Genomic DNA, 22,075 nt, shown 5'->3' with positions numbered 1-22,075 from the left:
GTAAAAACTGAGCGTTAAAAAGTAAAAATTGAGCGTTCTGGCGACCTTTGGGCGTTAGGACGCTCAATTTTTACTTTCTGCGACGAACCACCTCACATCATCCTGAATGGATTATGCAGGGCGTTTTTCCAATTCTCAGTTTTCAAGTCTCAATTTCTAATTGAAAATGAAAGGCATTATTTACACCGGTGGCGAGCTGACGGACCTTGTAACGTTTGCCCGGCTTCCCTCCTATCTGCAGGCTTTTCTGCGCGAGCAAAACGGCGTGGTAGCCTACTTCGGCGGGTTGCACATCCGGGGTTGCGTGGCGGCTCCCGGCTGGCACGCGCTGGCCGGCGTATGGCAGGGCGAACGGGCTTTGTGGCGTACCTACGCCGAAGTGCAGAAAGCGGATATTCCCTTTGCTCAGGATTGTGCCGGCAATCAGTTCCTGCTGCGCGGCGACGCGGTGCTGTGGTTGGATACCGAAACCGGCGAGCTGGCCGACCTGGAAGTGGATTTCAAGCACTTCCTGTTCGGGGCTGAGAAGTTTCCGCTGGATGCCCTGGGCATGCAGCCGCTACGGGCGTTTCAGCAGGCGGGCGGGGTGCTGCACCCGGGCCAGCTACTGAGCCTGTACCCACCAGTATGCATTGCCACCAAGAACCAATCCGAAGCTGGGGCAAAAGCCGTATCGGTAACGGAGCGGCTGCGGTGGCTGGCCGATTTCCACGAGCAGATCAAAAACCTCCCCGACGGCCAGCCAGTAACGCTCAAGCCGCTGTAAGGGCCTGCTACTACGCGCTACCACGCCGCTTTTACCTGATTCCGTCCGCATCGGGCCGACGTACTGCCTGGGTCCACTGCATATGCCTGCTGAGTTTCTGCGTTTACTTGTTCGTCGTTTTTCGTTGCTGCTGGGCGTTTACCTGCTGTTGCGCGCGGGGTTCTTTGCCTTCAACTATACCACGTTTCAGGATGCCTCCGTAGCGCAGATAGCCCTGGCGTTCTGGCATGGCTTCCGATTCGATATTTCGGCGCTGCTGCTGCTGAACCTGCCGTTTATTGTACTGTCACTGGTGCCGAGCAGGGCGCGGGCCTGGCAGCGGCTGGTGCGCGTGGTGTGGCTGCTGCTCAATAGCCTGGGCTTTGCGCTCAACCTGATTGACGTGGAGTACTTCCGTTTTATCGGGCGACGCACCAGCAACGAGCTGCTCACCATCGGCGACGATGTGCGCCGACAGGCCGGACAATTGCTTCTCAGCTACTGGTTTCTGCTGCTGCCATTCGGGGTGTTGCTGGTGGGGCTATGGTTGCTGTATCCGCTGCCCAAGGCCGGGGCTGCCGTTGCTCCTGCTTCTTCCCGACCACGCAAGCGCGCGGTGCTGGTGTATGCCGGGCAAGTGCTGTTACTGGGCGGCTTACTTGTGCTGGGTATTCGGGGGGGGCTGCAGCTAAAACCGTTGCGCACGGGTCACGCCTTTATGCAGAGTCCGCCCGTTTTGGGCCACGTTGCCCTCAACAGTACGTTTACTTTTCTCAAAAGCCTGGGCTACCAGACGCTAGAGCGGCGCGCGTTCTTTTCCAGCGCGCTGCTGGCCCGCCAAGCTCTGGGTAGCAGCACGCCCGCCCCCCGCCCCGGCGCACCTCGCGACAACGTAGTGGTGTTGCTGTTGGAGAGTTTTGCCTCCGAGTACACCGGCATTGAAAATGACGGCCAGGGCTACACGCCTTTTTTCGATTCCCTGGCCACTAAAGGGCTATTTTTTCGGGAGCATTATGCCAACGGCCGCCGCTCTATTGAAGCCCTGCCGGCGGTGCTGACGGGCCTGCCTTCCCTGCTCGAAAGTCCGTTTATCACCTCCAATTTCCAGACCGATGAGCTACATGGCCTCGGCGAAATCCTGAGCCGTGAGGGTTACGCAACATCGGTTTTTCACGGGGCGCAGAATGGCACGATGGGGTTCAACACGTTCAGCGGTATTGCCGGCGTGCAGCAATACTACGGGCTGAACGAGTATCCAGGCGGCGGAAAAAGCCCCGATTTCGATGGACACTGGGGCATTTCGGATGAGCCGTACCTGCAGTATTTTGCGCGGCAGCTGAGCCAGCAGCCGCAGCCGTTTTTCTCCACGCTCTTTACCCTCACCTCACACGAGCCGTTTGTGGTGCCCAAGCCGTACGAGGGGCGCTTTCCCGGTGGCACGCTGCCGATTCATGGGGTCATCGGCTACACGGATTTTGCCCTGCGGCAGTTCTTCAAAACGGCCAGTCGCCAGCCCTGGTACGAGCACACCCTGTTCATTCTGCTGGCGGACCACACCTCCCAATCAGATAGGCCCGACTACCAGAATATCCTGGGCAACTACAAGACGCCACTGCTCCTTTTCCACCCGGGCCGTCGGCTGCCGCCGGCCGATGTACACCGCATCACGCAGCAGGCCGATGTGCCAGCTACCGTGGTAGACGTGCTAGGCCTGCCTACCAACCGGCAATTACTGCCTTTCGGCTATTCCGTTTTTGATGCCAGCACTACCGGACGGGCCTTTTTCCTGAGCGGTAGCTCTTTATTCCTGGTCCACCACGACTTTGTGACGGAACTGACGGCAGATGATAAAATCCGGTTATATCCTTACCAGACCCACCAACTCCCTACGAAACCGCTGGCGCAGCCGGACCCGGTTAAAGCGCAACAGTACGGCAATGAGGTGAAAGCCGCCGCCCAGCTCTATACCGATGGCTTGCTTGATAACAGCCTATACCGCTAGCCCTGCACGCAGTTGGAAGAGGTATCCTCCTCTTCCAACTGCGACTGAATAGCCCGGATTTCTTCTATATCAATGGGCTTATGAATGAGGCCGGAAACCAAGTCGTAGCTCTTTGATTTTTCCAGGTCGGCGAGGGCCAGCGAGGAGGTGAGGATGTAGATGTGGCAGTGCCCCAGCAGTTCACCTTCGTAGGGGGCGAGGGCATCAAGAAACTCCCAGCCATTCATGGCAGGCATGTTCAGGTCCAGAAATACGACCTGAGGCGCGGCTTTGTCTTTATCCTCTACCAGTTGCTGCAACGCCTGCTGCGCCGAGTCAAACGTATTAATGGTATTTGAAAACCCTTCGGCCCGCAATAGTTGCTCCGTTAAGTAAGTACTAAGTGTATCGTCGTCGATAAGGTAGGTTTTCATGCGCGGGGCGCTGGAACGAGCGTTAAAAGAGGAGAGTGAATTGAGTGCCGACACCGAGCTGGCTTTGCACGCTGATACGCCCATGCATGGATTCAACGTGGGATTTCACCAGAAACAGGCCGATACCCCGGCCGGGCTTATCAGGGTGGAAGCGGCGGTACAGCTGGAATATATCCCCGCCCGCCTTCTCCTGGTCGAAGCCTGACCCATTGTCTTCTACGACAATCCGGACTGGCCCGCCGGAACTACCGATGGCTTCAATGACAATCTGCAAAGCACGCGTGTCCGAACGGTACTTGATGGCATTGGAAACCAGGTTATGAAAAATACTATGGAAGTACGCACGGCTCCCCGGTACCCGTAGCTCTTCAGGAATAATGCACCGCAGTTCCCCTCCGCATTCCTGCAGCTGGCGGGCCAGGCTGTGTACTGCCTGCCGGCACACCTCAGCCAGAGCCACCAGCTCGGGCCGGTAGCTGCCCTGCTGGTCCCGGATGGATAGAATCCCGTTGATGTCCGTCAGCACGCCATCCAGCAGCTGCAGGCTGGTACGCAAGTTGCGCAGGGATTCGTCGAATACCGGGGATGTTTTTTTCACTCGGGAAAGCAGGTCGGCGTAGCCCAGGGCATTGGCCAGCGGAGCCCGCAGGTTGTGCGACACGATGTAAGTGAACTGCTGCAGATCGGCGTTCTGCCGGCCCAGCTTATCGGCCAGCAGGCGCTGCTGGTCCTCGGCCTCCTTGCGGGCGGTAATGTCCTGCATGGCCCCGATCATACGGATGGCCCGGCCCTCTTTATCGCGCAGAATGTAGCCCCGGTCAAATACCACGGCCCAGGAGCCATCGGCCCGGCTGAAGCGGTATTCCTGCTGCCAGAACAGGCTGGTTGTTTCGAAGGCGGTGTAACGCAGGCCCGCCACTACTCTGTCGTGTTCAGTGGGCTCCACGTAGTTGGCCCAGATATCAAATGGCGTCGGATTTTCCTTCAGCTTATGCCCAAACAACTCCTCAAATCCCTCGCCCCAGTACAACGTATCGGCAGCAATATTCCAGTCATAAATAGCATCGGTGGTAGCTTTCAGGGCGTAGTGAAACCGCTCGTTGCTGACCTGAAGCCGTGTTTCCGCTTCCTTCTGCGGCGTAAGATCATGCACAATGCCCACCAACTGGCAGCAGGTTCCGTCGGCTTCCAGCACCGGCGTCACCCGGACTTCGCCGGTTTTGCGGCCGCTGGGATAGTCAGAGGTTTCCTGCCAGGCCACAGGTTGCCGGGTGCGCAAAGCGGTCCGGTAGTATTCGAGCACGTCACTAAGGGCTGGCTCCGGAATAATTTCTGACGCCAGCCGGCCCATTACCTGCGCGGCCGGTAGCCCGGTCGTTTGCTCAAACGCCTTATTGACGAATACAAACCGGAACCAGCCGCCCGCTTCCACCCGCAGTACAAAGGTCACATCCGCAATGTTGTCGAAAATGATGGACAGTTGCCGCTCCCGCTCCAGCAGCAGCGCATCGGCGGCTGATACCGGCACCAACCGCTTTGCCACGCCCGCGAGGCCTTGCCCGCCGAATAGCGGTAACAGCGTGAAATTGTACTGCTCGGGTGGGCTCACGCTCCGCACCACGGCCTCGAAGCTCACTACTGCTCCGGCGCTGGCACGGCCTAGTTGTTGGGGCACCGTTTCCGGCGCGGCAGCTAGGAGTAACTCTTCCAGCCGGCACCCAACCAGGGCGGTAGCAGCCTGCTGCAGCAGATTCGCGAAACCGGCCGTCACCTGCTGCAGCTCGCCGGCCGCGTTTAACCGGAAAGCCGCTTCCGCGCTTTGCTCAAACTGCTCATGGGCCACTGATGCACCGGAATCCTGCATACTCTACGCTGAAAAAGCAGTATCGGCTTCGAAGCAACCTACCGTTGCACTTGGTTGGGAATAGGGGCAACCATATGGCGGCCACGACCTAAAGAAAGCAAATTGCCGCAAATAGCCCACTGAAAACCCTTTTATCAGCAGTTTATTCTCTCGTCAGGCTCGCGTACAAGGGCACTTCAGTAAGCCGCTCGTTGGTGCGCTCCGTGGAGTTTACGCGCCAGCAAAAGTGCTGGAGGCCATTGGTCAGTAGCAGCAACGGCGCCCCGATGGTTTGGTTATACGTAGCCGCCTGCATGGCTGTGGCCGCCGTAATGGGCACCGTAGGCCGCTTGCACTCCACCAGCAGCAGCGGCCGGCCGGCGGCATCCAGCGCTACCAGGTCGGTGCGCTTCTGGCGCTGGTTATAGCGGTGGCCGCGCTCCAGGCTGAGCAGGCCTTTGGGGTAACCCCGGTGCGTAATCAGGTAATGTACCACGTGCTGGCGCACCCATTCTTCGGGCGTGAGTACCACGTTGCGGCGGCGCAGAACGTCCCAGATTAGCAAATTTTCGCTGGATTGTGTAACTTTGTATTCGAAAGGCGGCAGGTTCAGCTCTTGCATCACCTCCAAAGGTACGGCCCTGGGTAGTCAACTCCCGCTTTTCGCCCCGTACCGTCGCACCCCTCCCCGTGGGTTCCGACGGTTTTTTTGTACCTCCCCTTTCCGGCTGAACGCAGCTGGTTGCCGCCCGGCGCAGCAACCGGCGGAGTCGTAGCCTTTTTTCACGCAACACTTACTTTTTTTACCTTATGAAAACCAAAGCCGACATCGTCGAGAACTGGCTGCCCCGCTACACGGGCGTGCCGCTGAATGAGTTTGGACAGTATATCCTGCTCACCAACTTTATCAATTACGTGCACATGTTTGCCGGGCAGTTTGGCGTGGAAGTACGCGGCCTCGACAAACCGATGCAGACGGCCACGGCCAACGGCATTACGATTATCAACTTCGGCATGGGCTCGCCAATGGCGGCTACGGTAATGGATCTGATTTCGGCCGTGAAACCCAAAGCAGCCCTGTTCCTGGGCAAGTGCGGCGGCCTGAAAAATAAAACCAAGCTCGGTGACCTGATTCTGCCTATTGCTGCCATCCGGGGCGAGGGTACGTCCGATGACTACTTGCCCGCCGAAATCCCGGCTTTGCCGTCGTTCCGGTTGCAGCGCGCCGTGAGCAGCATGATCAAGAAGCACGAGAAGGACTACTGGACCGGTACCGTGTACACAACTAACCGTCGCGTGTGGGAGCACGACGAGAATTTCAAGGAGTACCTGCGCCAGATCCGGGCTATGGCCGTGGATATGGAAACGGCTACCATCTTCACGGTGGGCTTCGTGAATGAGATTCCGCACGGCGCGCTGCTGCTGGTGAGCGACAACCCGATGACGCCAGAGGGCGTGAAAACGTCGGAGAGCGACAAAAAGGTAACCGCCGACTTCGTAACCTCACACCTGCAAATCGGCATTGATTCCCTGCTGGAGCTAAAGAACTCCGGCGAATCGGTGAAACACATGCGTTTCGAGTAGGCTTAACCTCTCTGTTTATTTTTTAGCTTGCACCACTGCGTGCAGCACCTAAATCCCCAGATCTGCTGCAGTTCTGGGGATTTTTTCGTTGCTGCACGGGCCTTTGCTTCCGGTTTCCGCTCCCACTCACTCCCCAACCGCTCCGCTATGAATCACTTCTCCTCCCCTTATCTCACCATCGATTATCTGGCGGAACCACGCATACTGGTGGGCCGCTGGTGGCGCAGCGTAATGCCATTTGAATTACACCGCGGCTACGCTGCCCTGCTCAATGCGGCCGTATCGCGGCGCTGCCGCTTCTGGCTGGTAGACCTGAGCACTCGGGCTGGTGGCGTCGATGCCGCCGACGTGCAGTGGATGCTCAGCGACTTTTTCCCGCAGCTACCCGCGCGCCTAAAGCGGCCGGCGTACCTGGCCTACCTAATGGCACCGCACCAACTCGCGGGTGTGCTGGCCAACCCCGGTATTCCGGCCCTCACCTATTTTGATGGGCGGCCTTACCGCATTGAGCGGTTCACGACGCAAGCAGACGCGCTGGAATGGCTACAGCACTGCCGGCAGCAGGATGCCCGGGCACGCCGCCGCAAAACCGCACCGCAGTAGCGCTACCGGGCTTTTCACTGAGCCAATTCAATTCCGCAACGGGGCGTACCTTCGCTGCCATGACCTCACTCCTACGCTCCTCCTGGCTGATGGCCGTTACGGCCGTCGCTCTGGCTTCCTGCAACTCCGGCACCCGCCAGCCCGCCGACCTTATCGTGTATAATGCCACCGTGTACACCGTCGATTCGGCGTTCAGCAAGGCGCAGGCCTTTGCCGTGCAGGATGGCAAGTTTGTGGGTGTGGGTACGGCAGAGGCAATTCGGGCCAAGTACCAGGGCAAGCAGGAAGTGGACGCCCAGGGCCAGTTCATCTACCCCGGTTTCTATGACGCACACTGCCACTTCTACCGCTACGCCCTGGGGTTGCGTGATGCCGACCTAGTAGGCACGGGCTCCTGGAAGGAAGTGATAGAGAAGCTCCAGCAGCAACGCCAGCAGTATCCGCAGGCCGCCTGGCTCACCGGCCGCGGCTGGGACCAGAATGACTGGGACGGCAAGCAGTTCCCCACCAAAGACACCCTCGACGCGCTGTTTCCGAATACGCCCGTCTTCATCATTCGGGTGGATGGCCACGCGGCCCTCGTGAACCAAAAGGCGCTGGACTTAGCGGGCGTCACGGCCCGCACGCCCATCAGCGGCGGCACCATCACCAAAAACGCCGCCGGACAGCTCACCGGGCTGCTGGTGGATAACGCCGTGAAGCTGGTGGCCGCCAAAATCCCGGAGCCCACCGCCGCCGAAGCCGAAACAGCTTTGCTGGAAGCCCAAAAGCGGTGCGTGGCCGTGGGCCTCACCAGCATGGCCGACGCCGGCTTGGAAAAAACCAACGTGGACCGGCTCGATGTCTTACAGCAGCAGGGCAAGCTGAAAGTACGCCTCTACGCCATGCTGGCCCCCACTAAAGAGAACAAGGAGTTCTACCTCAAAAATGGCCCAGTATTCAAGGACCGTCTCACGGTGTGCTCGTTCAAGGTGTACGCCGACGGTGCTCTGGGTTCCCGCGGTGCCTGCCTGATCCATCCGTATGCTGACCGCCCGAAGGAAACCGGCTTCCTGCTGTCGTCGGTGGCGGACTTCCGTAGCCTGGCGAAAGAGCTGGCCGCCAGCAAATTCCAGATGAACACCCACGCCATTGGCGACTCTAGCAACCGCCTGCTGCTGGATATCTACGGTGAGGCGCTGAAGGGCCAGAAAGACCGGCGCTGGCGCATCGAGCACGCCCAGGTGGTCAGCCGCGCCGACGTGGCCAAGTTCGGACAGTATGGCATCGTGCCTTCGGTGCAGCCCACCCACGCCACCTCCGATATGTACTGGGCCGGCGAGCGGCTGGGCGCCGACCGCCTCAAAACTGCCTACGCCTTCAACGACCTGCGCAAGCAGTACGGTCAAGTGGCCCTGGGTTCCGATTTTCCGGTGGAAGACATCAACCCGCTCTACGGCTTCCACTCGGCCGTGGCCCGGCAGGACGCCAAGAACTACCCGGCTGGCGGCTTCCAGATGGAAAACGCTCTCAGCCGCCCCGATGCTTTGCGCGGCATGACCACCTGGGCCGCCCACGCCGCCTTCGAGGACAAGCAGAAAGGCAGCATCCGGCCCGGTATGGCCGCCGACTTCGTGATCCTGAAAACCGATCTGCTGGAAGCCCCCAAAGAACAGCTCCGCACTGCCAAAGTCCAGCAAACCTGGATTGCTGGGGAGCGGGTGTTTTCTATAAACCCATAACTATAGCGTCTGCTTAAAACCAGAAAGCCCGAGAGCTAGTCGTTTGAAAACGGCTGGCTCTCGGGCTTTCTATCTTATTGACCTTACTCCAGTACAATGCGCCGCGACACTTGACCTGCTTTGGCATATTTTATCTGCAGCTGGTACGTACCAGACGCCAGACCCACCACCGGCAGCGAAAGCGCAGCCGTCGGCTGTTCTATTGTTCGTATTGCTTTTCCCAGCATATCCAACAACTGCACCCGCTGGGGCCCACTGGCCGCATCCAGTTGGAGGTGGAGAACATCATGGGTGGGTACTGGCCAGGCGGTGGTACGGGCATCAGCAACGGAAGTATGAACCCGCAGTACATTGGTATCAAGTACACGCACCAAGCTGACGGCATCCGTAGCCCCAGGCCCTGCCCGGAAGGAGCCAGCTACCATGATAGCTCCGTCAGGCTGTACCAAATACCGTTGGATAGCCCCATTAATACCGCTCAAAAAGCTGGTATCTAAGCTACCGTTGGCCATCAACCGCTCAGCTACCATATGGCCCACCAAGAGCCGTCCGTTGGGTTGTACTGCCAGGGTTTGCACATAGATAACACTAGTTTGCCCCCCAATCGGGTAGGAAAAAGAAGTATCCAGGGTACCATCGGGTAGATACCGGCGGAGGAAGGTGTTACCAGGGCCATTAGAATTGAACATTCCGCCCGCATAAATCCTGCCTGCTCCATCCACCGCCAAAGCATTTAGTTCCGAAGTAAAACTACTCTTAACCAGCGCGAAAGTATTATCGGCAGTACCATTCGGGTGCAGGCGCATGAGCAGTATGGCCTGCCGGTAGGAAGGCCCGTAGCCTCCCACCAGTACACGCCCGTCGGGCTGCAGAGCTATGGTTTTCGGTGAAGTATCAGGAGTTGGAAGCGTAAACTGGAAGCTCGGGTCGTAATGGCCATCCTTACCGTTCAGCCGGGTCAGATACTGCTCCGGGAAACCGGCACCGCGTAAGTTTAACCGCCCGCACACCAGCACCTGCCCGTCGGGTTGCACTAATAGTTTATTTACTCCCTCACCACCTGTATTTGGGGGAGCGGTATATGGAGTGAAACTGGCATCCGGTACCCCTGAAGTCTCCAACCGCCCCAGATATGCTCTTTCAGTTCCACCTAACTCAGTAAACACCCCTCCTACCAGCAGGCGGCCATCGGGTTGTAGGGCGAGGGAAGTAACCGTACCATTCGCTCGGCAAACAGCAGTATAGGCCGCATCAAGCGTTCCATCGGGCTCCAGACGAGCCAGTCTCGATGCGGCTATACCATTGATAGCCGTGAAGTTGCCTCCAATAATGTACTTACCGTCTGCCTGACGTACTACATCGTAGATAATAGCTGGCTGGGCAACGCTGTTCCGCGTAAAAGTAGCCTTAACAGCGGGGAAGGCAGGGTCAGTAAACGAGGTCTGTGCTCTGACATACGGTGCCAGTAACAGCACCCAGATTCCAAGAGCGAAACGCAGGACAGGTAACGTACGGCTTGCTGGCATATGCGAAGGAGTAAAGTAATTTCAATGTTAATTGATTGAAATATACTATTATCTAGGGCTTCAACAATCCCTCCTGTCTTACATTCCCCAGCTCGGATCATCGGCACTGGGACCGTACATGCCAGGCAGCGGAATATCCAACAGGCGCAGGTACACCGAGAGCTGGCCGCGGTGATGGATGCTGTGGTTGAGGCCCATGATACGGATAGCAGCACCTTTGGGGCGCTCCATCAGGGTTTGCTCGCCCCGGTGCAGGCGGAAGCTGTCGGTCAGCTTCTCATCGTCGGAGTCTTGCAGGGCTTGGCGCAGGCTAGCGCCGTACTGGTCGAAGCGTTGCAGCAGTTCCTCGGAGCTGGTGGGCGTGGGGCCGGGCTTGGGGCCATTGGGGTCGAGGAAGTCGCGGGAAGCGTGCTGCACGAACAGCTGGTTGAACGCCAGCAGGTTCACGACGTGCGTGGCCAGCTGCCACAGCTTCATGCTCTTCGGGTGGGGCGTGAAATCAGCCTGCTCGTAGGGCACGCGCTCCAGCAGCTTACGGGTGGTGGCCAACTCGTGGTCGAGCTCGGCGAGGATGTTCTGTTGGAGAGAGGACGTGTGCATAAGGAACTGCGGTTTGGTTGGATAAAAACGGCAACGAGCACCGGGGCGACCGGTGCTCGTTGGCAAGTACTGAATTTTACCGGGATTCGGCGGCCGGAAACCTCCCGGCCATTAGTTGCCGCTGAGGCCTTCCGCCAGCTTCGGATCGGCTCCGTGTACATCGTCGCGGAGCTTCTTGCCGCGGAGCGTGAGCAGAAAGATCAAGCCCAGCACGAAGAACACAATGAGCGACAGAATACTGTTGCGCATGGAACCCGTCACCTGAGCAATGATGCCGAATACGGCGGTACCTATCACGATGCTAAGTTTCTCGGTCACGTCGAAAAAGCTGAAGAAAGCCGCTGTATTGGGTGTATTCTCCGGAATAATCTTGGAGTAGGTGCTGCGGGAAAGGCTTTGCACCGCGCCCATCGTGAGGCCGATGACGGCAGCCAGCGCGTAGAACGACCAGCCGGCCTGCACGAAGTAGCCCGCCACACAGATGCACATCCAGATAAACACCGACCAGCTCAGAGCCCGGGTGTTGCCGATACGCTCCGAGAGTTTCGAGAACAGATACGCCCCCAAAATCCCCACAATCTGGAGCAGTAGGATGGTCATAATCAGAGCTGAGCTTTCGAGCTTAAGCTCCTCGTCGCCGAAAATGGTGGCCACGTACATCACCGTTTGCACACCCATGTTGTAGGTGAAGTAAGCCAGCAGGAAGCGCTTGAGGTTGGGGAGTTGCTTGAGCTGGTTCCACACCTTGCCCAGCTCCCGGAAGCCGTTGAGCAGCCAGCCCGCCTCATCGGCCGCGCCGGCAGGCCGACCAGGGTCGGCGGGCAACGCAAAAAAGGCAATCTGAGCGAAACCGGCCCACCACAGCCCCGTGAGCAGGAACGCCAGCCGGGTAGCAAAGCCCTCTTCCAACCCGATTTTGTCGTGGCCCATAATCAGCCCCAGGCAAATCAGCAGCAGCAGCACCGAGCCGATGTAGCCCATGGAAAACCCGCGGGCCGACAGCGAATCGTACTTCTCCTCGCTGGAAATCAGCGGCAGGTAGGAGTTGTAGAACACAATGGAACCCGAAAAGCCGATGGTGGCCAGTACGAACACGAAGGTGCTGAGCGTGAGCGTATCGGGGGTGAAAAAGAACAAAGCGGCGCAGGAAAACGCCCCGATGTAGCAGAACACCTGCATGAATAGCTTCTTACGTCCCGAGAAGTCGGCCAGAGAGGTCAGAAACGGACTGATAATGGCAATGAAGAGGAACGCCGCCGAAATGGCATAGGTCAGCAGTGAGGAGCCCGGCACCTGAAAACCCAGGAAATCAACGGGGCTTTTACCGCTGTCGGTACCCGTCACCTGCTTCACCATGGCACCCCAGTAAATGGGGAAGATACTAGAGGTAATCACCAGCGGGTACACCGAGTTGGCCCAGTCGTAGAAAGTCCAGCCGCGGGTGATGCGCTTATCGTCCTTGGGAATGTTCTCGAAGCCCACTTCGGGCGTGGTTACGGCGGCGGTAGCGTCGCTCATACAAAGAGGGGGTTGAGGTAGGTTAGGGCAAGATAACGGGAATTCGGCGTGGCCGTTGCCGTTGCCGGGGTTCTTAACGCTGCGGTACAAGCCGTAGCGGAAAGTTAACGTGACGAATCTACCACTCAGGAAGTCTCATTCGGCTAGTAGGGCCGCGTACTGTTCTGGGGTATCCACATCTATTGCGCCCTTGGGGAAGGAAATGGTAGCCACCAACTCCGCATGCTGACGAATAAGCTGGGCTGCCCCGGCAGTGGCCAGCAGGTTACGCAGTAGCGACAATGCCTCGCGGGCAAAAAAGACGGGGACGCCGCTTGCTTCCTGGTAAGCAGAGGCCACAATGGGCCGGCCGGTGCGGGTATGAGTTACTAATAGCTCCTCCAACAGCGCGGATGTCACAAAAGGCTGGTCGCAAAGCATGATGGTAACGGAGGTGAGCGGCTGAGGCAACGCATCAAGGCAGGCCAATCCGGCTTTGAGGGAGCTTCCCATTCCATCCGCCCAGTGCGGATTACGCACAACGTGTACCGGCAGCCCTTCCAGCTCCGGCAGCAGCTTCTGGTGCAGCGCGCCCGTCACTACTACCACGGCTGCACCAGCGGCGGCAGCTATGGCCGTTTCGGCGGCGCGGCGCAACAGCGTTTGGCCCTGGTAGGGCAGCAGTTGCTTAGGCTGCCCGAGGCGCGAAGAAGAACCGGCAGCCAAGAGAATAATGGGAGAAGACATGAGCAGACTACTCACCAATGGCGCAGGCAGCATCTACTACTCCTTCCGGAGCCAGCGGCGCGTTGGCGCGCAAGGGCGGATGAATGGGGTGCGGCGAGTCGCGCAGGAAACCAGCCAGTCGGCCGGTAAGCACGGCCTGAATTTCGGCCACCACAGACAAGGCTATTTCCTCCGGCGTTTCAGCACCTAAGTTCAGGCCTATGGGACTATGAATGCGGCCCTGGAGCTTTTCGGCGGCATCAGGAGTATCCTTGCGCAGGTCGTCCAGTAGCCGCTCGTACTTCTTGCGCGGCCCCAGCAAGCCAATGTACCGAGCCGAAGCAGCGGGCAGCAGATGCTGCAGCACGGCCAGATCATAGTAGTAGTTGTGGGTCATCAGCAGCGCGAAGCTTCCGTCGTGCGGCTCTGCTCCTACCTGCGCCAAGGGCAGCACCCGAACCTCATCCGCTTCGGGAAAACGGCTGAGTTGGGCCTGGGCCGGACGGCCATCTACCACCCGCACGCGCCAGCCAAGGCCGGCCGCCAGCCGCACCAGCGGCTGTACGTCGTTGCCGGCGCCATACACGGTGAGTCGCACTGGGGGCCGCAGAATTTCCAGGCTCACGCGCACGGTGCCAGGGCCGGTTGCATAGTGGCAGGTAGCAGGTTGTCCGGCCATTAGCGCAGTGCGGGCATCGGCCAGAATTTGTGCATATAGAATGGCCTGCCCAGGCAGAGTACCCTGGGCGACGTTATTGCTGGTCAATAACAGGCGCTGACCTACGGCTATTTCCGAGGCGGCACCAGCGGTACTGAACACGGTGGCAATAACGGCGGGCTCCTCTACCCCATCGGCCCAGCGGCGTAACAGCTCTACCGGGTTATCGACAGCCTGAAAATCAAGCGGCTCCAGCAAAATCTGCACGATACCCTGACAGCCCAATGCGGCCCCGAACTGTAGGTCATCGTCGGGGTCGGTGGAGTCATACGTAACAACGGTGGGGCGGCCCTGCTGAATCACGCGGCGGGCGCGCTGCCGGGCATCCCCCTCCAAGCAGCCGCCGCTGATGGCCCCGGTCAGTTGGCCTTCATCCGTCACCAGCATACGGGCACCCGGCCGACGATACGCCGAGCCGGCTACATCCACCACGGAGGCCAGCGCGCAGGCGCGGCCAGCGGCCCGGTGCTCGTCATAAGCGTTTAACAGACGTTGTAATTCGGTCATGATGCAAAGAGAATTAGCTTAGACAGTACGCCGGGCGACGGGGCGGGGTTGTAAGAACAGCCCCGCCCAAGGCCAAGGTTTCAGCTCAGGAATGGCGTTGCATGCCATTCGCAGGCACGTATTCGAAAAATAGTGACGGCCTCCATAACAACTTGTCAGAGCATATACGCTTCCGGTAAGCAGACTACATGGTCCCTGTTACTGGTTGAGTATTGAATACGCCTGATACCATACTGTGAAAGCAGCTGTATGCTCAGGAACTGTTTATCTTTGATTCTTACAACCATTTGCTATGAAATCCGGCCAGCTCGAAGAACTGTATACCAAACTACTTCCGGAGACCGGAGCACCTGACCGTACGTTGCTGATGTCAGACCAGCAGCGGGAAGTCGGTCATTTCAACGTCTTCAATGTAGCCGACCTAATGCTGGCCAACCGGGAAAGGCCCCCCATGACATTTGACCGGCGGGCTTTTTATAAAATCAGTCTGATTCGTGGGCGCAGCCGCATTGAGTATGCCGACCAGGTAGTGGACGTTAACCAAAGTGCGCTGTGGTTTGCCTCCTCGCGGGTGCCTTACCGCTGGCTGCCGCAGCAGGCAGACCAAACCGGGCACTTCTGTGTTTTCACCGCTGAATTCCTGCTACCCACCCAAGGGCGGATGGCGGTAGAGGAACTGCCGGCTTTTCAGCCGGGTGCTTACCCGGTAGTGCAGGTATCTGAGGTGGAATACACGGCTATGGAAGCTATTTTTCAGAAGATGACGCTGGAAATTGCGTCTGACTACGCCTATAAGTACGACCTACTGCGGGCTTACCTGCTGGAGCTGATTCATTATGTACAGAAGTTTCAGCCTGCCTCGGCCCTGGCTCCGGCCCATTCTGCTGCAGAGCGACTGGCGGCGCGGTTTGCCGATCTGCTGGCCCGACAGTTCCCGCTGGAGTCGCCGCAGCAACGCCTGCGCCTGCGCACGGCCGCCGACTATGCCAACCAGCTGGCCGTACACGTAAACCACCTGAACCGGGTACTGAAGGAAACCTCCGGCCAAACCACCACCGCTCTTATCGGCAGCCGGGTAGCGCAGGAGGCCCGGATGCTGTTGAAACAAACCAACTGGACCATCTCGGAAATTGCCGACAGCTTAGGCTTTGCCGATGTGGCACATTTCTGCAACTTCTTCAAGCGTCAGACTACTATGACCCCAGGCGACTATCGGGGGTAGGTCAGTTGTTTGAATTATTCAGCAGACAGTTTGGTTCGCGCAATGCTGGTCCTGTCCAGGCGCCAGACCTTTGGAACATAAAAAAACCTCACTTCCAAAGAACCAGCATATGCGTGTTTTTGTAACCGGCGCTACGGGCTTTATCGGCTCCGCCATAGTTCAGGAATTACTTGGCGCGGGTCATCAGGTACTCGGCCTGGCCCGTTCCGAAGCGGCCGCCCAGGCTATACGCGCTGCTGGTGCGGCAGTGCACCATGGCTCTCTCGACGACCCCAACAGCCTGCAGAGCGGAGCGGCGGCTTCAGATGGCGTTATCCATACTGCCTATAATCACAACTTCGTTGAGTACGAAGCAGCCGGCGAAACAGACCAGATTGCCATTGCAGCCCTTGGCAATGCATTGGTCGGCTCGGCGCGGCCGCTCATCGTTACGGCTGGGTTGGCCGGTTTGACCACTGACCGTTTGGGCACAGAAGATGATACGCCCGGCCCTTCGCCGCGCATGTCGGAAAACGCGGCCCTTGCTTTAGCGACACAGGGTGTACGCGCCTCGGTGATCCGCCTGCCCCCCTCAGTGCACGACCAAGGCGATTGTGGCTTCGTGCCGACTCTGATCAGTATAGCCCGCCAGAAAGGTGTGGTGGCGTACCTAGGCGAAGGGATGAACCGCTGGCCTGCCGTGCACCGGCTCGATGCGGCCCGGCTTTTCCGGCTGGCCCTGGAGCAGGGTACTACCGGCACCTGCTACCACGGCGTGGCCGATGAGGGCATTCCAATGCGGGAAATAGCCACCGTTATCGGGCGGCACCTGAATCTGCCGGCGGCTTCCAAACCTGTTGAAGAAGCTGCTGAACATTTTGGCTGGATGGCCCGCTTCGTGGGCATGGATATGCCGGCGTCCAGCGTCCTCACTCAACAGCAGCTGGACTGGCAGCCTACCCGCCCGGGCCTTCTGGCCGATCTTGAACAGGGCCATTATTTTGTGCAGTAAAAAGCCCACAGAATAGTGCCGCTACATACGCCACAAGCAGTACCGTTACGTCTGATTTCAACGCAAAACGGCCCGTCTCTCATTTGGAGACGGGCCGCTTTGTATTAGCGAAAATCGGAGAAACCTAAGAGCGTTATGCCTGCACCGACTTCGTGGCCAGAATTTTATCGGGCGTAATGGGCAGGCTGCGCACCCGCTTGCCGGTGGCGTGGAATACGGCGTTACCCACAGCAGCAGCGACGCCTACCATCGAAATTTCGCCGATACCTTTCACGCCCATGGCGTTGATATACGGGTCTTTTTCATCAATGAATTCCACCGTCATTTCCGGAATGTCGGCGTTGACGGGGATGTGGTAGTCGGCCAGAGAGGCGTTGGTGTAGCGCGAGTAGTTCTGGTCGCGCACGGTAGTTTCCATTAGGGCCGAACCAATGCCGAAGATGCTGCCCCCAATGATCTGGGAGCGGGCAGTTTTGGCGTTCAGGATGCGGCCAGCCCCGTGCACGCTCACCCAGCGCGTGACGCGCACGGTGCCCAGTTCGGGGTCCACCTTCACTTCACAGAAGTGCGCCCCGAAAGAGTGCATGGAATGGTCGCCGGCCTCGTCCTTCTTGCTGGGGTCGGCGTTGGCGGCGGCCTGAGCATCTTCGTAGCCGCTGCCGTAGCGGCCCTGACCGTTGCCCTCAATGTCGGCCATTTCGGCGCGCTTCATGATGGCGGCAAAGTCCTCCCCTTTCTGCGGGTTGTTCTTGAGCTGCAAACGGCCCTGCTTCACCTCCACATCAGCCGATTTGGCGCGGTACAGCGGCGACTTCTTATCCATCACCGCAACCTTGATCAGCTTCTGCCACACATCCTGCGCGGCCATGTACACCGACGAGGACACCGTTCCAGCCGCCACCGAGCCGCCCGAGTTGGGTGCAGTAGGCAGCTTGGTATCGCCCAGTTCGAAGCGCACCTTGTCCACGGGCAGAAACAGCGCATCGGCCGCTACCTGCGTCATCACGGTGTAGGTGCCGGTGCCCAGGTCGGTTGCGCCCGACTGCACCACGGCGTGGCCGTCGGCGTAGAGGCGGGCGCGGGCCGTGCCCTGCGAGTTGTGGACGGGGTAGCTGGCCGTGGCCATGCCCCAGCCCACCAGCAGGCGGCCGTCGCGGGTGGCGCCGGCTTTGGGGTTCCGCTTGCTCCAGCCGAACAGCTCGGCCCCGCGGGCGTAGCATTGCTTCAGGCTTTTGCTGCTCCAGGCCTGGCCGGTGCTGGGGTCCTTCTCGGCATAGTTGCGCAGCCTGATTTCCAGCGGATCAATATTTAACTGGTAGGCCAGATCATCGAGGGAACACTCCAGCGCAAACGAGCCGGGGGCTTCGCCGGGGGCGCGCATAAACGTGGAGGTCATCACATTGGCGCGAGCCAGCTGGTACGAGGCCTCAAAGTTTTGGCACTCGTACAGCATATTGATGATCTTGCTGTTCGACTCGGCATAGTTGTCCCACGGCGAGGTGGTCGAGGTCTTCTCGTGGATGAGGGCCGTGAGTTTCCCGTCGCGGGTGGCACCCACTTTCAGCGTTTGAGTCTGGTCTTCGCGGTGGCCCATGCTGGTGAACATCTGGGGGCGCGTGAGGGCCAGCTTCACGGGCCGGCCCACGGCTTTAGCGGCCTGCACTGCCAGGGCCGTGTGGGGCCAAGTAGCGCCCTTGCAACCAAACCCGCCACCCAGATATTTGGTCACCACCCGTACCTGCTCGGCCGAGAGGCCAAACATGGCGCTCAAGTACTTCTGTGTGCGCGACACGCCCTGCGTGGATTCGTACACCGTCAGGCGGTCGGCGGCTTCCCAATGGGCGGTAGTAGCACCGGGCTCCATGGGGTTGTGGTGGTTGATGGCGTGGGTGTACTTGTGAGTGAGCTGCACCGGAGCTGCCGCAAAAGCCGCCTGCGGATTGCCTCGCACCGTGTGGCCCTTGGCCTTACCGTCCTGAATCTTCTCGGGGTCGAACAGCTCGGCTTTGGGGTCTTCGTAAGAGGCCGTGGGCTTCTCGGCAGCCACCTGTACGCGCAACAGCGCGGCAGCATACTGGGCGCGTTCCAGCGTATCGGCCACCACAATGGCTACCGGCTGGCCGGCGTAGTGAATCTGGTCGGAGGTCAGCGGCAGGAAACCCATGGGCGCGCCAGTAGCCTTTTTGCCCTCGGCGTCGTTGGGGGTTTTGGCCAGCTTGGGCACGTTCTGGTGGGTCAGGATGGCCACCACGCCCGGCTGCTTGAGGGCCGCCGAAGTATCAAAACCGGTGATGCGGCCCTTGGCCACGTCGCTGGTTTTGAGCACAGCGTGCACCAAGCCCGGCAGCTGGTTAAACTCGGCCGAGTATTTGGCCGTGCCCATCACCTTGGCCCGGCCGTCGATCCGGTCCAGCGGCTGCCCTACGACGCCCGCTTTGGGGTTAGTATCAAAGAAAGTTGGTTCTGCGGTATCCATTGGGATGAGTTCCGTAAGTTGGCTGTAGAGACGCGACACTTCGCGTCTCAATCGTTGCTGACGTTGTTTTACCGGTCTTTTTTAAGACAAGTGCTTCAACGTGGAGACGCCAAGTGTCGCGTCTCTACCCCGTGCTTAGCCGGCTACTTTCATCAAGGCCTGCACCAGCGTGTTCTGCGCCAGCTCTACCTTGAAAGCGTTTTCTTTGCGCGGCTGGGCGCCACGCAAAGCGGCGGCAGCAGCGGCCCGGAACGTGGCCTCGGTAGCAGGTTTACCCACGAGCAGTTTCTCGGCTTCGAGGCTGCGCCAAGGCTTGGTGCCTACGCCGCCCAGCGCCACGCGGGCCGAGCGGATGGTGCCACCCTGCACATCCAGCCCCACGGCAGCCGAGGCCAGCGCATAGGCATAGGAGGCCCGCTCCCGCACTTTGAAGTAAGTAGAGCGACGGGCATGCGCGGCGGCCGGAATAGTTACGGCCACAATCAGCTCGCCGGGCTCCAGCACATTTTCCTTCTGCGGCGTTTTGCCGGGCAGCAGGTAAAACTCCGTCACGGGCACGCGGCGCTGCTTGCCCTTCTGGTTTTCCAGCGTCAGCACGGCGTCCAGCGCGGCCAGCGCCACGCTTAGGTCGCCGGGGTAAGCGGTGGCAATGCAGCTGTCGGAGGTACCCAGCACGGCTAGGTTGTGGTTGTCGCCTTCCAAAGCGGGGCAGCCCGAGCCGGGCACGCGCTTGTTGCACGGAAACGCCGGGTCGCGGAAGTAGCCGCAACGGGTGCGCTGCAAAATGTTGCCCCCGATGCTGGCCATGTTGCGCAGCTGCGGTGAGGCTGCCAACAACAACGACTCGGAAATGGCCGGATATTGCTCCAATACCAGCTTATTCTCCCCCACGTCGCTCATACGCTCCATGGCTCCGATGCGCAGGCCGTCGGCGGTCTGCTCGATGCCTTTGAACGGCAGCGTATTGATGTCCACCAGTTGCGGGTGCTCCACTAGGTTGGCCTTCATCATATCCAGCAGCGTGGTGCCGCCGGCAATGTAGGCCGCTTGGGGCTTGTCTTTCAGAAGCCCGGTGGCCTCCTTGGCCGAATTGGCCTGTGTGTAGCTAAAGTTGTTCACTTTCGTTGAATTATGAGTTCTGAATTATGAATTATGAGTAGAGCTATGCTGAATCACTTGTTACCCGGGAGGACAATTCATAATTCATAACTCTTCATTCATAACTCAACTCTTACCAGCTACTTCCCGCACGGCGGCCACAATGTTGGGGTAAGCGCCGCAGCGGCAGAGGTTGCCACTCATCCACTCGCGGGTTTGGTCGTCAGAGCCCGCGTGGCCTTCTTTCACGCACGCCACCCCGCTCATAATCTGGCCGGGGGTGCAGTAGCCGCACTGAAAACCGTCGTGCTTGATGAATGCCTCCTGCATTGGGTGCAGATTGTCACCCTGAGCCAGGCCCTCGATGGTAGTAATTTCCTTGCCCTGCTGCATCACGGCCAGCGTAAGGCAGGAATTGATACGCTTGCCATCAACGTGCACAGTGCAGGCGCCGCACTGGCCATGGTCGCAGCCTTTCTTGGTGCCGGTCAGATCCAGGTATTCGCGCAGAGCGTCCAGCAACGTCACGCGGGGTTCGGCCTGAATGGTGCGCACGGTACCGTTGATTTTGAGTTGGAGCGACGTGACGCCCTCCACCGTTTTAGAGTAGGCTGCCAGCCGCTCGGCGGGCCCCACGAAGGGCGGAGCCAGGGCCAGCCCCAGCAGGCCCCCGGCCTGTTTCATGAACGAACGGCGCGTGCCGTCTTCGGGGCGCATTGGCTGGCCTTCCGGAGTATCAGGAGAAGAAAACGTCGACATACAAAGCAGATAGTAAAAAGCCCGCACCACGTACGGCCCTGGGCCAATACAACTGTGCGAGACCGGATGGGGTTTCCCTAGGTCAGCTACAACATATTGGCATGCCGGGACCCAGCAGCGTATGCGCTGCTTTTACGTTTAGGCGCAGGCTTGGTTGAGGTAGGTACATAGTTTATACCTAGGCTTTGTGGATATATGCCCTAGCCGCCCAATGCTCAATGTCCCCACTACAGTCAGCAAATAGAGATTCAGGGCGGTATGCATCGCCCGCTGACTACACAAAAATCTTCTCTAAGTCGTAGAAAAGTATTGTGGGGAAATTGTAGAAGTAATCGGCCGTATAAAGCGTTTCCTAATTTCGGAACGTAAGCAATGCTGAATGAAAACTAACAAACATTAGTTTGCATAGCGGTAAAGAGTAGTACATTAGCTCCTGAACTGCCAGCGTCCTTCCCACCCATGCTCCCGATCCGAAAAACCAACAAGCGGCAACTCATCTTGGAAGAAGCGGCCAAACTGTTCAAGCAGAAAGGCTTCGGCGGCACTTCCATGCGGGATCTGGCCGGTGAGGTTGGCATAGAAGCTGCCAGCATGTATAACCACATCAAGTCCAAGGACGAGATTCTGGAGTTGATCTGCTTCCGCGTGTCGAGCACCTACATTTCCCAGCTGGCCGAAATTGAAGCCACCGACGCCTCCTATGTCGAGAAAATCAAGGCCCTGATCCGGCTGCATATTCGGTTGATGATTGAAGATGGCGCGGCCGTTTCGGTGGGCAACCACGACTGGAAATACCTGCGCGAGCCGGCCCTGACGGAGTTCAAGCAGGCCCGCAAGCAATACGAGAAAGGCTTCGCCGCCCTGATTGAAAAAGGCATTGCGGCTGGCGAGTTTCAGCCCGTGAATGTGTCGGTGGCACTGTTTACCATCCTCTCGGCAGTGCGCTGGGTAGAACTCTGGTACCGCCCCGGCCGCGAGTTGTCGGCGGAAGAGTTGGAAGCCAACATTATTACCATGCTCCTCACCGGGCTGGAGAAAAAGTAG

General features: G+C 58.9%; 19 protein-coding genes. 8 read left to right on the top strand and 11 right to left on the bottom strand.

Features of this window, described 5'->3' with window-relative positions; genetic code table 11:
* Positions 1-166 precede the first annotated feature (166 nt).
* Entirely contained in the window at positions 167-766 is a 600-nt protein-coding gene (locus HSW_RS08650) for an SMI1/KNR4 family protein (RefSeq protein WP_155832887.1), read from the top strand.
* Positions 767-848: 82 nt separating this feature from the next.
* Complete coding sequence (locus HSW_RS08645) at positions 849-2,747, top strand: LTA synthase family protein (RefSeq protein ID WP_071883086.1); 1,899 nt, start codon at positions 849-851, stop codon at positions 2,745-2,747.
* Here the strand turns inward: HSW_RS08645 and HSW_RS08640 are convergent.
* From HSW_RS08640 to HSW_RS08630, 3 genes are all read right to left on the bottom strand, one after another.
* Positions 2,744-3,160, bottom strand: coding sequence for a response regulator (locus HSW_RS08640; protein ID WP_052346265.1), 417 nt, complete (start codon positions 3,158-3,160; stop codon positions 2,744-2,746). The two genes, HSW_RS08645 and HSW_RS08640, sit on opposite strands and share 4 nt — an antisense overlap.
* Positions 3,161-3,182: 22 nt before the next feature.
* On the bottom strand, positions 3,183-5,024 hold the full coding sequence (locus HSW_RS08635; RefSeq protein ID WP_044001597.1) for a PAS domain-containing sensor histidine kinase: 1,842 nt from the start codon (positions 5,022-5,024) through the stop codon (positions 3,183-3,185).
* A 142-nt stretch (positions 5,025-5,166) separates the two neighbouring features.
* Positions 5,167-5,568, bottom strand: coding sequence for a type I restriction enzyme HsdR N-terminal domain-containing protein (locus HSW_RS08630; RefSeq protein ID WP_231501377.1), 402 nt, complete (start codon positions 5,566-5,568; stop codon positions 5,167-5,169).
* A gap of 245 nt (positions 5,569-5,813) precedes the next feature.
* Here HSW_RS08630 and HSW_RS08625 point away from each other — a divergent pair, with 245 nt between their 5' ends.
* From HSW_RS08625 to HSW_RS08615, 3 genes are all read left to right on the top strand, one after another.
* A complete protein-coding gene (locus tag HSW_RS08625) occupies positions 5,814-6,587 on the top strand; it encodes an AMP nucleosidase (RefSeq protein WP_044001595.1) in 774 nt (257 codons plus the stop codon).
* Between the two features lie 147 nt (positions 6,588-6,734).
* The gene (locus HSW_RS08620; RefSeq protein WP_044001594.1) at positions 6,735-7,190 is read left to right on the top strand and encodes a hypothetical protein; all 456 of its coding nucleotides are present in this window, start codon (positions 6,735-6,737) and stop codon (positions 7,188-7,190) included.
* Between the two features lie 59 nt (positions 7,191-7,249).
* Positions 7,250-8,911 (top strand): amidohydrolase, encoded by a 1,662-nt coding sequence (locus HSW_RS08615; protein WP_052346264.1) that lies wholly within the window; start codon positions 7,250-7,252, stop codon positions 8,909-8,911.
* Positions 8,912-8,994: 83 nt separating this feature from the next.
* On the opposite strand, the gene HSW_RS08610 is transcribed toward HSW_RS08615, so the two are convergent.
* The 5 genes from HSW_RS08610 to HSW_RS08590 all read right to left on the bottom strand — a co-directional run bounded on the left by HSW_RS08610 (position 8,995) and on the right by HSW_RS08590 (position 14,485).
* Entirely contained in the window at positions 8,995-10,437 is a 1,443-nt protein-coding gene (locus HSW_RS08610) for a T9SS type A sorting domain-containing protein (protein ID WP_044001591.1), read from the bottom strand.
* Positions 10,438-10,515: 78 nt separating this feature from the next.
* Positions 10,516-11,037, bottom strand: a complete 522-nt coding sequence (locus HSW_RS08605) for a DinB family protein (protein WP_044001590.1) — start codon at positions 11,035-11,037, stop codon at positions 10,516-10,518.
* 111 nt (positions 11,038-11,148) lie between these two features.
* A complete protein-coding gene (locus tag HSW_RS08600; RefSeq protein WP_052346263.1) occupies positions 11,149-12,555 on the bottom strand; it encodes an MFS transporter in 1,407 nt (468 codons plus the stop codon).
* 135 nt (positions 12,556-12,690) lie between these two features.
* Positions 12,691-13,281 (bottom strand): nucleotidyltransferase family protein, encoded by a 591-nt coding sequence (locus HSW_RS08595; protein WP_052346262.1) that lies wholly within the window; start codon positions 13,279-13,281, stop codon positions 12,691-12,693.
* A gap of 7 nt (positions 13,282-13,288) precedes the next feature.
* On the bottom strand, positions 13,289-14,485 hold the full coding sequence (locus tag HSW_RS08590) for an XdhC family protein (RefSeq protein ID WP_052346261.1): 1,197 nt from the start codon (positions 14,483-14,485) through the stop codon (positions 13,289-13,291).
* A 292-nt stretch (positions 14,486-14,777) separates the two neighbouring features.
* Between HSW_RS08590 and HSW_RS08585 the strand changes: the two genes are divergently transcribed.
* On the top strand, positions 14,778-15,707 hold the full coding sequence (locus tag HSW_RS08585; protein ID WP_044001588.1) for a helix-turn-helix domain-containing protein: 930 nt from the start codon (positions 14,778-14,780) through the stop codon (positions 15,705-15,707).
* A 109-nt stretch (positions 15,708-15,816) separates the two neighbouring features.
* The gene (locus tag HSW_RS08580; protein ID WP_044001587.1) at positions 15,817-16,698 is read left to right on the top strand and encodes an SDR family oxidoreductase; all 882 of its coding nucleotides are present in this window, start codon (positions 15,817-15,819) and stop codon (positions 16,696-16,698) included.
* Between the two features lie 133 nt (positions 16,699-16,831).
* Here HSW_RS08580 and HSW_RS08575 read toward each other — a convergent pair whose 3' ends face one another.
* The 3 genes from HSW_RS08575 to HSW_RS08565 all read right to left on the bottom strand — a co-directional run bounded on the left by HSW_RS08575 (position 16,832) and on the right by HSW_RS08565 (position 21,031).
* Entirely contained in the window at positions 16,832-19,174 is a 2,343-nt protein-coding gene (locus HSW_RS08575) for a xanthine dehydrogenase family protein molybdopterin-binding subunit (RefSeq protein WP_052346260.1), read from the bottom strand.
* Between the two features lie 135 nt (positions 19,175-19,309).
* Complete coding sequence (locus HSW_RS08570) at positions 19,310-20,293, bottom strand: FAD binding domain-containing protein (protein ID WP_044001586.1); 984 nt, start codon at positions 20,291-20,293, stop codon at positions 19,310-19,312.
* A gap of 105 nt (positions 20,294-20,398) precedes the next feature.
* Complete coding sequence (locus tag HSW_RS08565; RefSeq protein ID WP_052346259.1) at positions 20,399-21,031, bottom strand: (2Fe-2S)-binding protein; 633 nt, start codon at positions 21,029-21,031, stop codon at positions 20,399-20,401.
* 459 nt (positions 21,032-21,490) lie between these two features.
* Here HSW_RS08565 and HSW_RS08560 point away from each other — a divergent pair, with 459 nt between their 5' ends.
* Complete coding sequence (locus HSW_RS08560; protein WP_044001584.1) at positions 21,491-22,075, top strand: TetR/AcrR family transcriptional regulator; 585 nt, start codon at positions 21,491-21,493, stop codon at positions 22,073-22,075.

Origin of the sequence: Hymenobacter swuensis DY53, assembly GCF_000576555.1 — a bacterium.
In the GTDB taxonomy this organism is placed as follows: Bacteria; Bacteroidota; Bacteroidia; order Cytophagales; family Hymenobacteraceae; genus Hymenobacter; species Hymenobacter swuensis.
This window is presented reverse-complemented; position numbering and strand designations above follow the sequence as displayed.

Excerpts from the sequence above, each read along its gene's own strand:
- HSW_RS08650 (WP_155832887.1), top strand. The coding sequence starts at position 167 with ATGAAAGGCATTATTTACACCGGTGGCGAGCTGACGGACCTTGTAACG.
- HSW_RS08645 (WP_071883086.1), top strand. The coding sequence starts at position 849 with ATGCCTGCTGAGTTTCTGCGTTTACTTGTTCGTCGTTTTTCGTTGCTG.
- HSW_RS08640 (WP_052346265.1), bottom strand. The coding sequence starts at position 3,160 with ATGAAAACCTACCTTATCGACGACGATACACTTAGTACTTACTTAACG.
- HSW_RS08635 (WP_044001597.1), bottom strand. The coding sequence starts at position 5,024 with ATGCAGGATTCCGGTGCATCAGTGGCCCATGAGCAGTTTGAGCAAAGC.
- HSW_RS08625 (WP_044001595.1), top strand. The coding sequence starts at position 5,814 with ATGAAAACCAAAGCCGACATCGTCGAGAACTGGCTGCCCCGCTACACG.
- HSW_RS08620 (WP_044001594.1), top strand. The coding sequence starts at position 6,735 with ATGAATCACTTCTCCTCCCCTTATCTCACCATCGATTATCTGGCGGAA.
- HSW_RS08615 (WP_052346264.1), top strand. The coding sequence starts at position 7,250 with ATGACCTCACTCCTACGCTCCTCCTGGCTGATGGCCGTTACGGCCGTC.
- HSW_RS08610 (WP_044001591.1), bottom strand. The coding sequence starts at position 10,437 with ATGCCAGCAAGCCGTACGTTACCTGTCCTGCGTTTCGCTCTTGGAATC.
- HSW_RS08605 (WP_044001590.1), bottom strand. The coding sequence starts at position 11,037 with ATGCACACGTCCTCTCTCCAACAGAACATCCTCGCCGAGCTCGACCAC.
- HSW_RS08600 (WP_052346263.1), bottom strand. The coding sequence starts at position 12,555 with ATGAGCGACGCTACCGCCGCCGTAACCACGCCCGAAGTGGGCTTCGAG.
- HSW_RS08595 (WP_052346262.1), bottom strand. The coding sequence starts at position 13,281 with ATGTCTTCTCCCATTATTCTCTTGGCTGCCGGTTCTTCTTCGCGCCTC.
- HSW_RS08590 (WP_052346261.1), bottom strand. The coding sequence starts at position 14,485 with ATGACCGAATTACAACGTCTGTTAAACGCTTATGACGAGCACCGGGCC.
- HSW_RS08585 (WP_044001588.1), top strand. The coding sequence starts at position 14,778 with ATGAAATCCGGCCAGCTCGAAGAACTGTATACCAAACTACTTCCGGAG.
- HSW_RS08580 (WP_044001587.1), top strand. The coding sequence starts at position 15,817 with ATGCGTGTTTTTGTAACCGGCGCTACGGGCTTTATCGGCTCCGCCATA.
- HSW_RS08575 (WP_052346260.1), bottom strand. The coding sequence starts at position 19,174 with ATGGATACCGCAGAACCAACTTTCTTTGATACTAACCCCAAAGCGGGC.
- HSW_RS08565 (WP_052346259.1), bottom strand. The coding sequence starts at position 21,031 with ATGTCGACGTTTTCTTCTCCTGATACTCCGGAAGGCCAGCCAATGCGC.
- HSW_RS08560 (WP_044001584.1), top strand. The coding sequence starts at position 21,491 with ATGCTCCCGATCCGAAAAACCAACAAGCGGCAACTCATCTTGGAAGAA.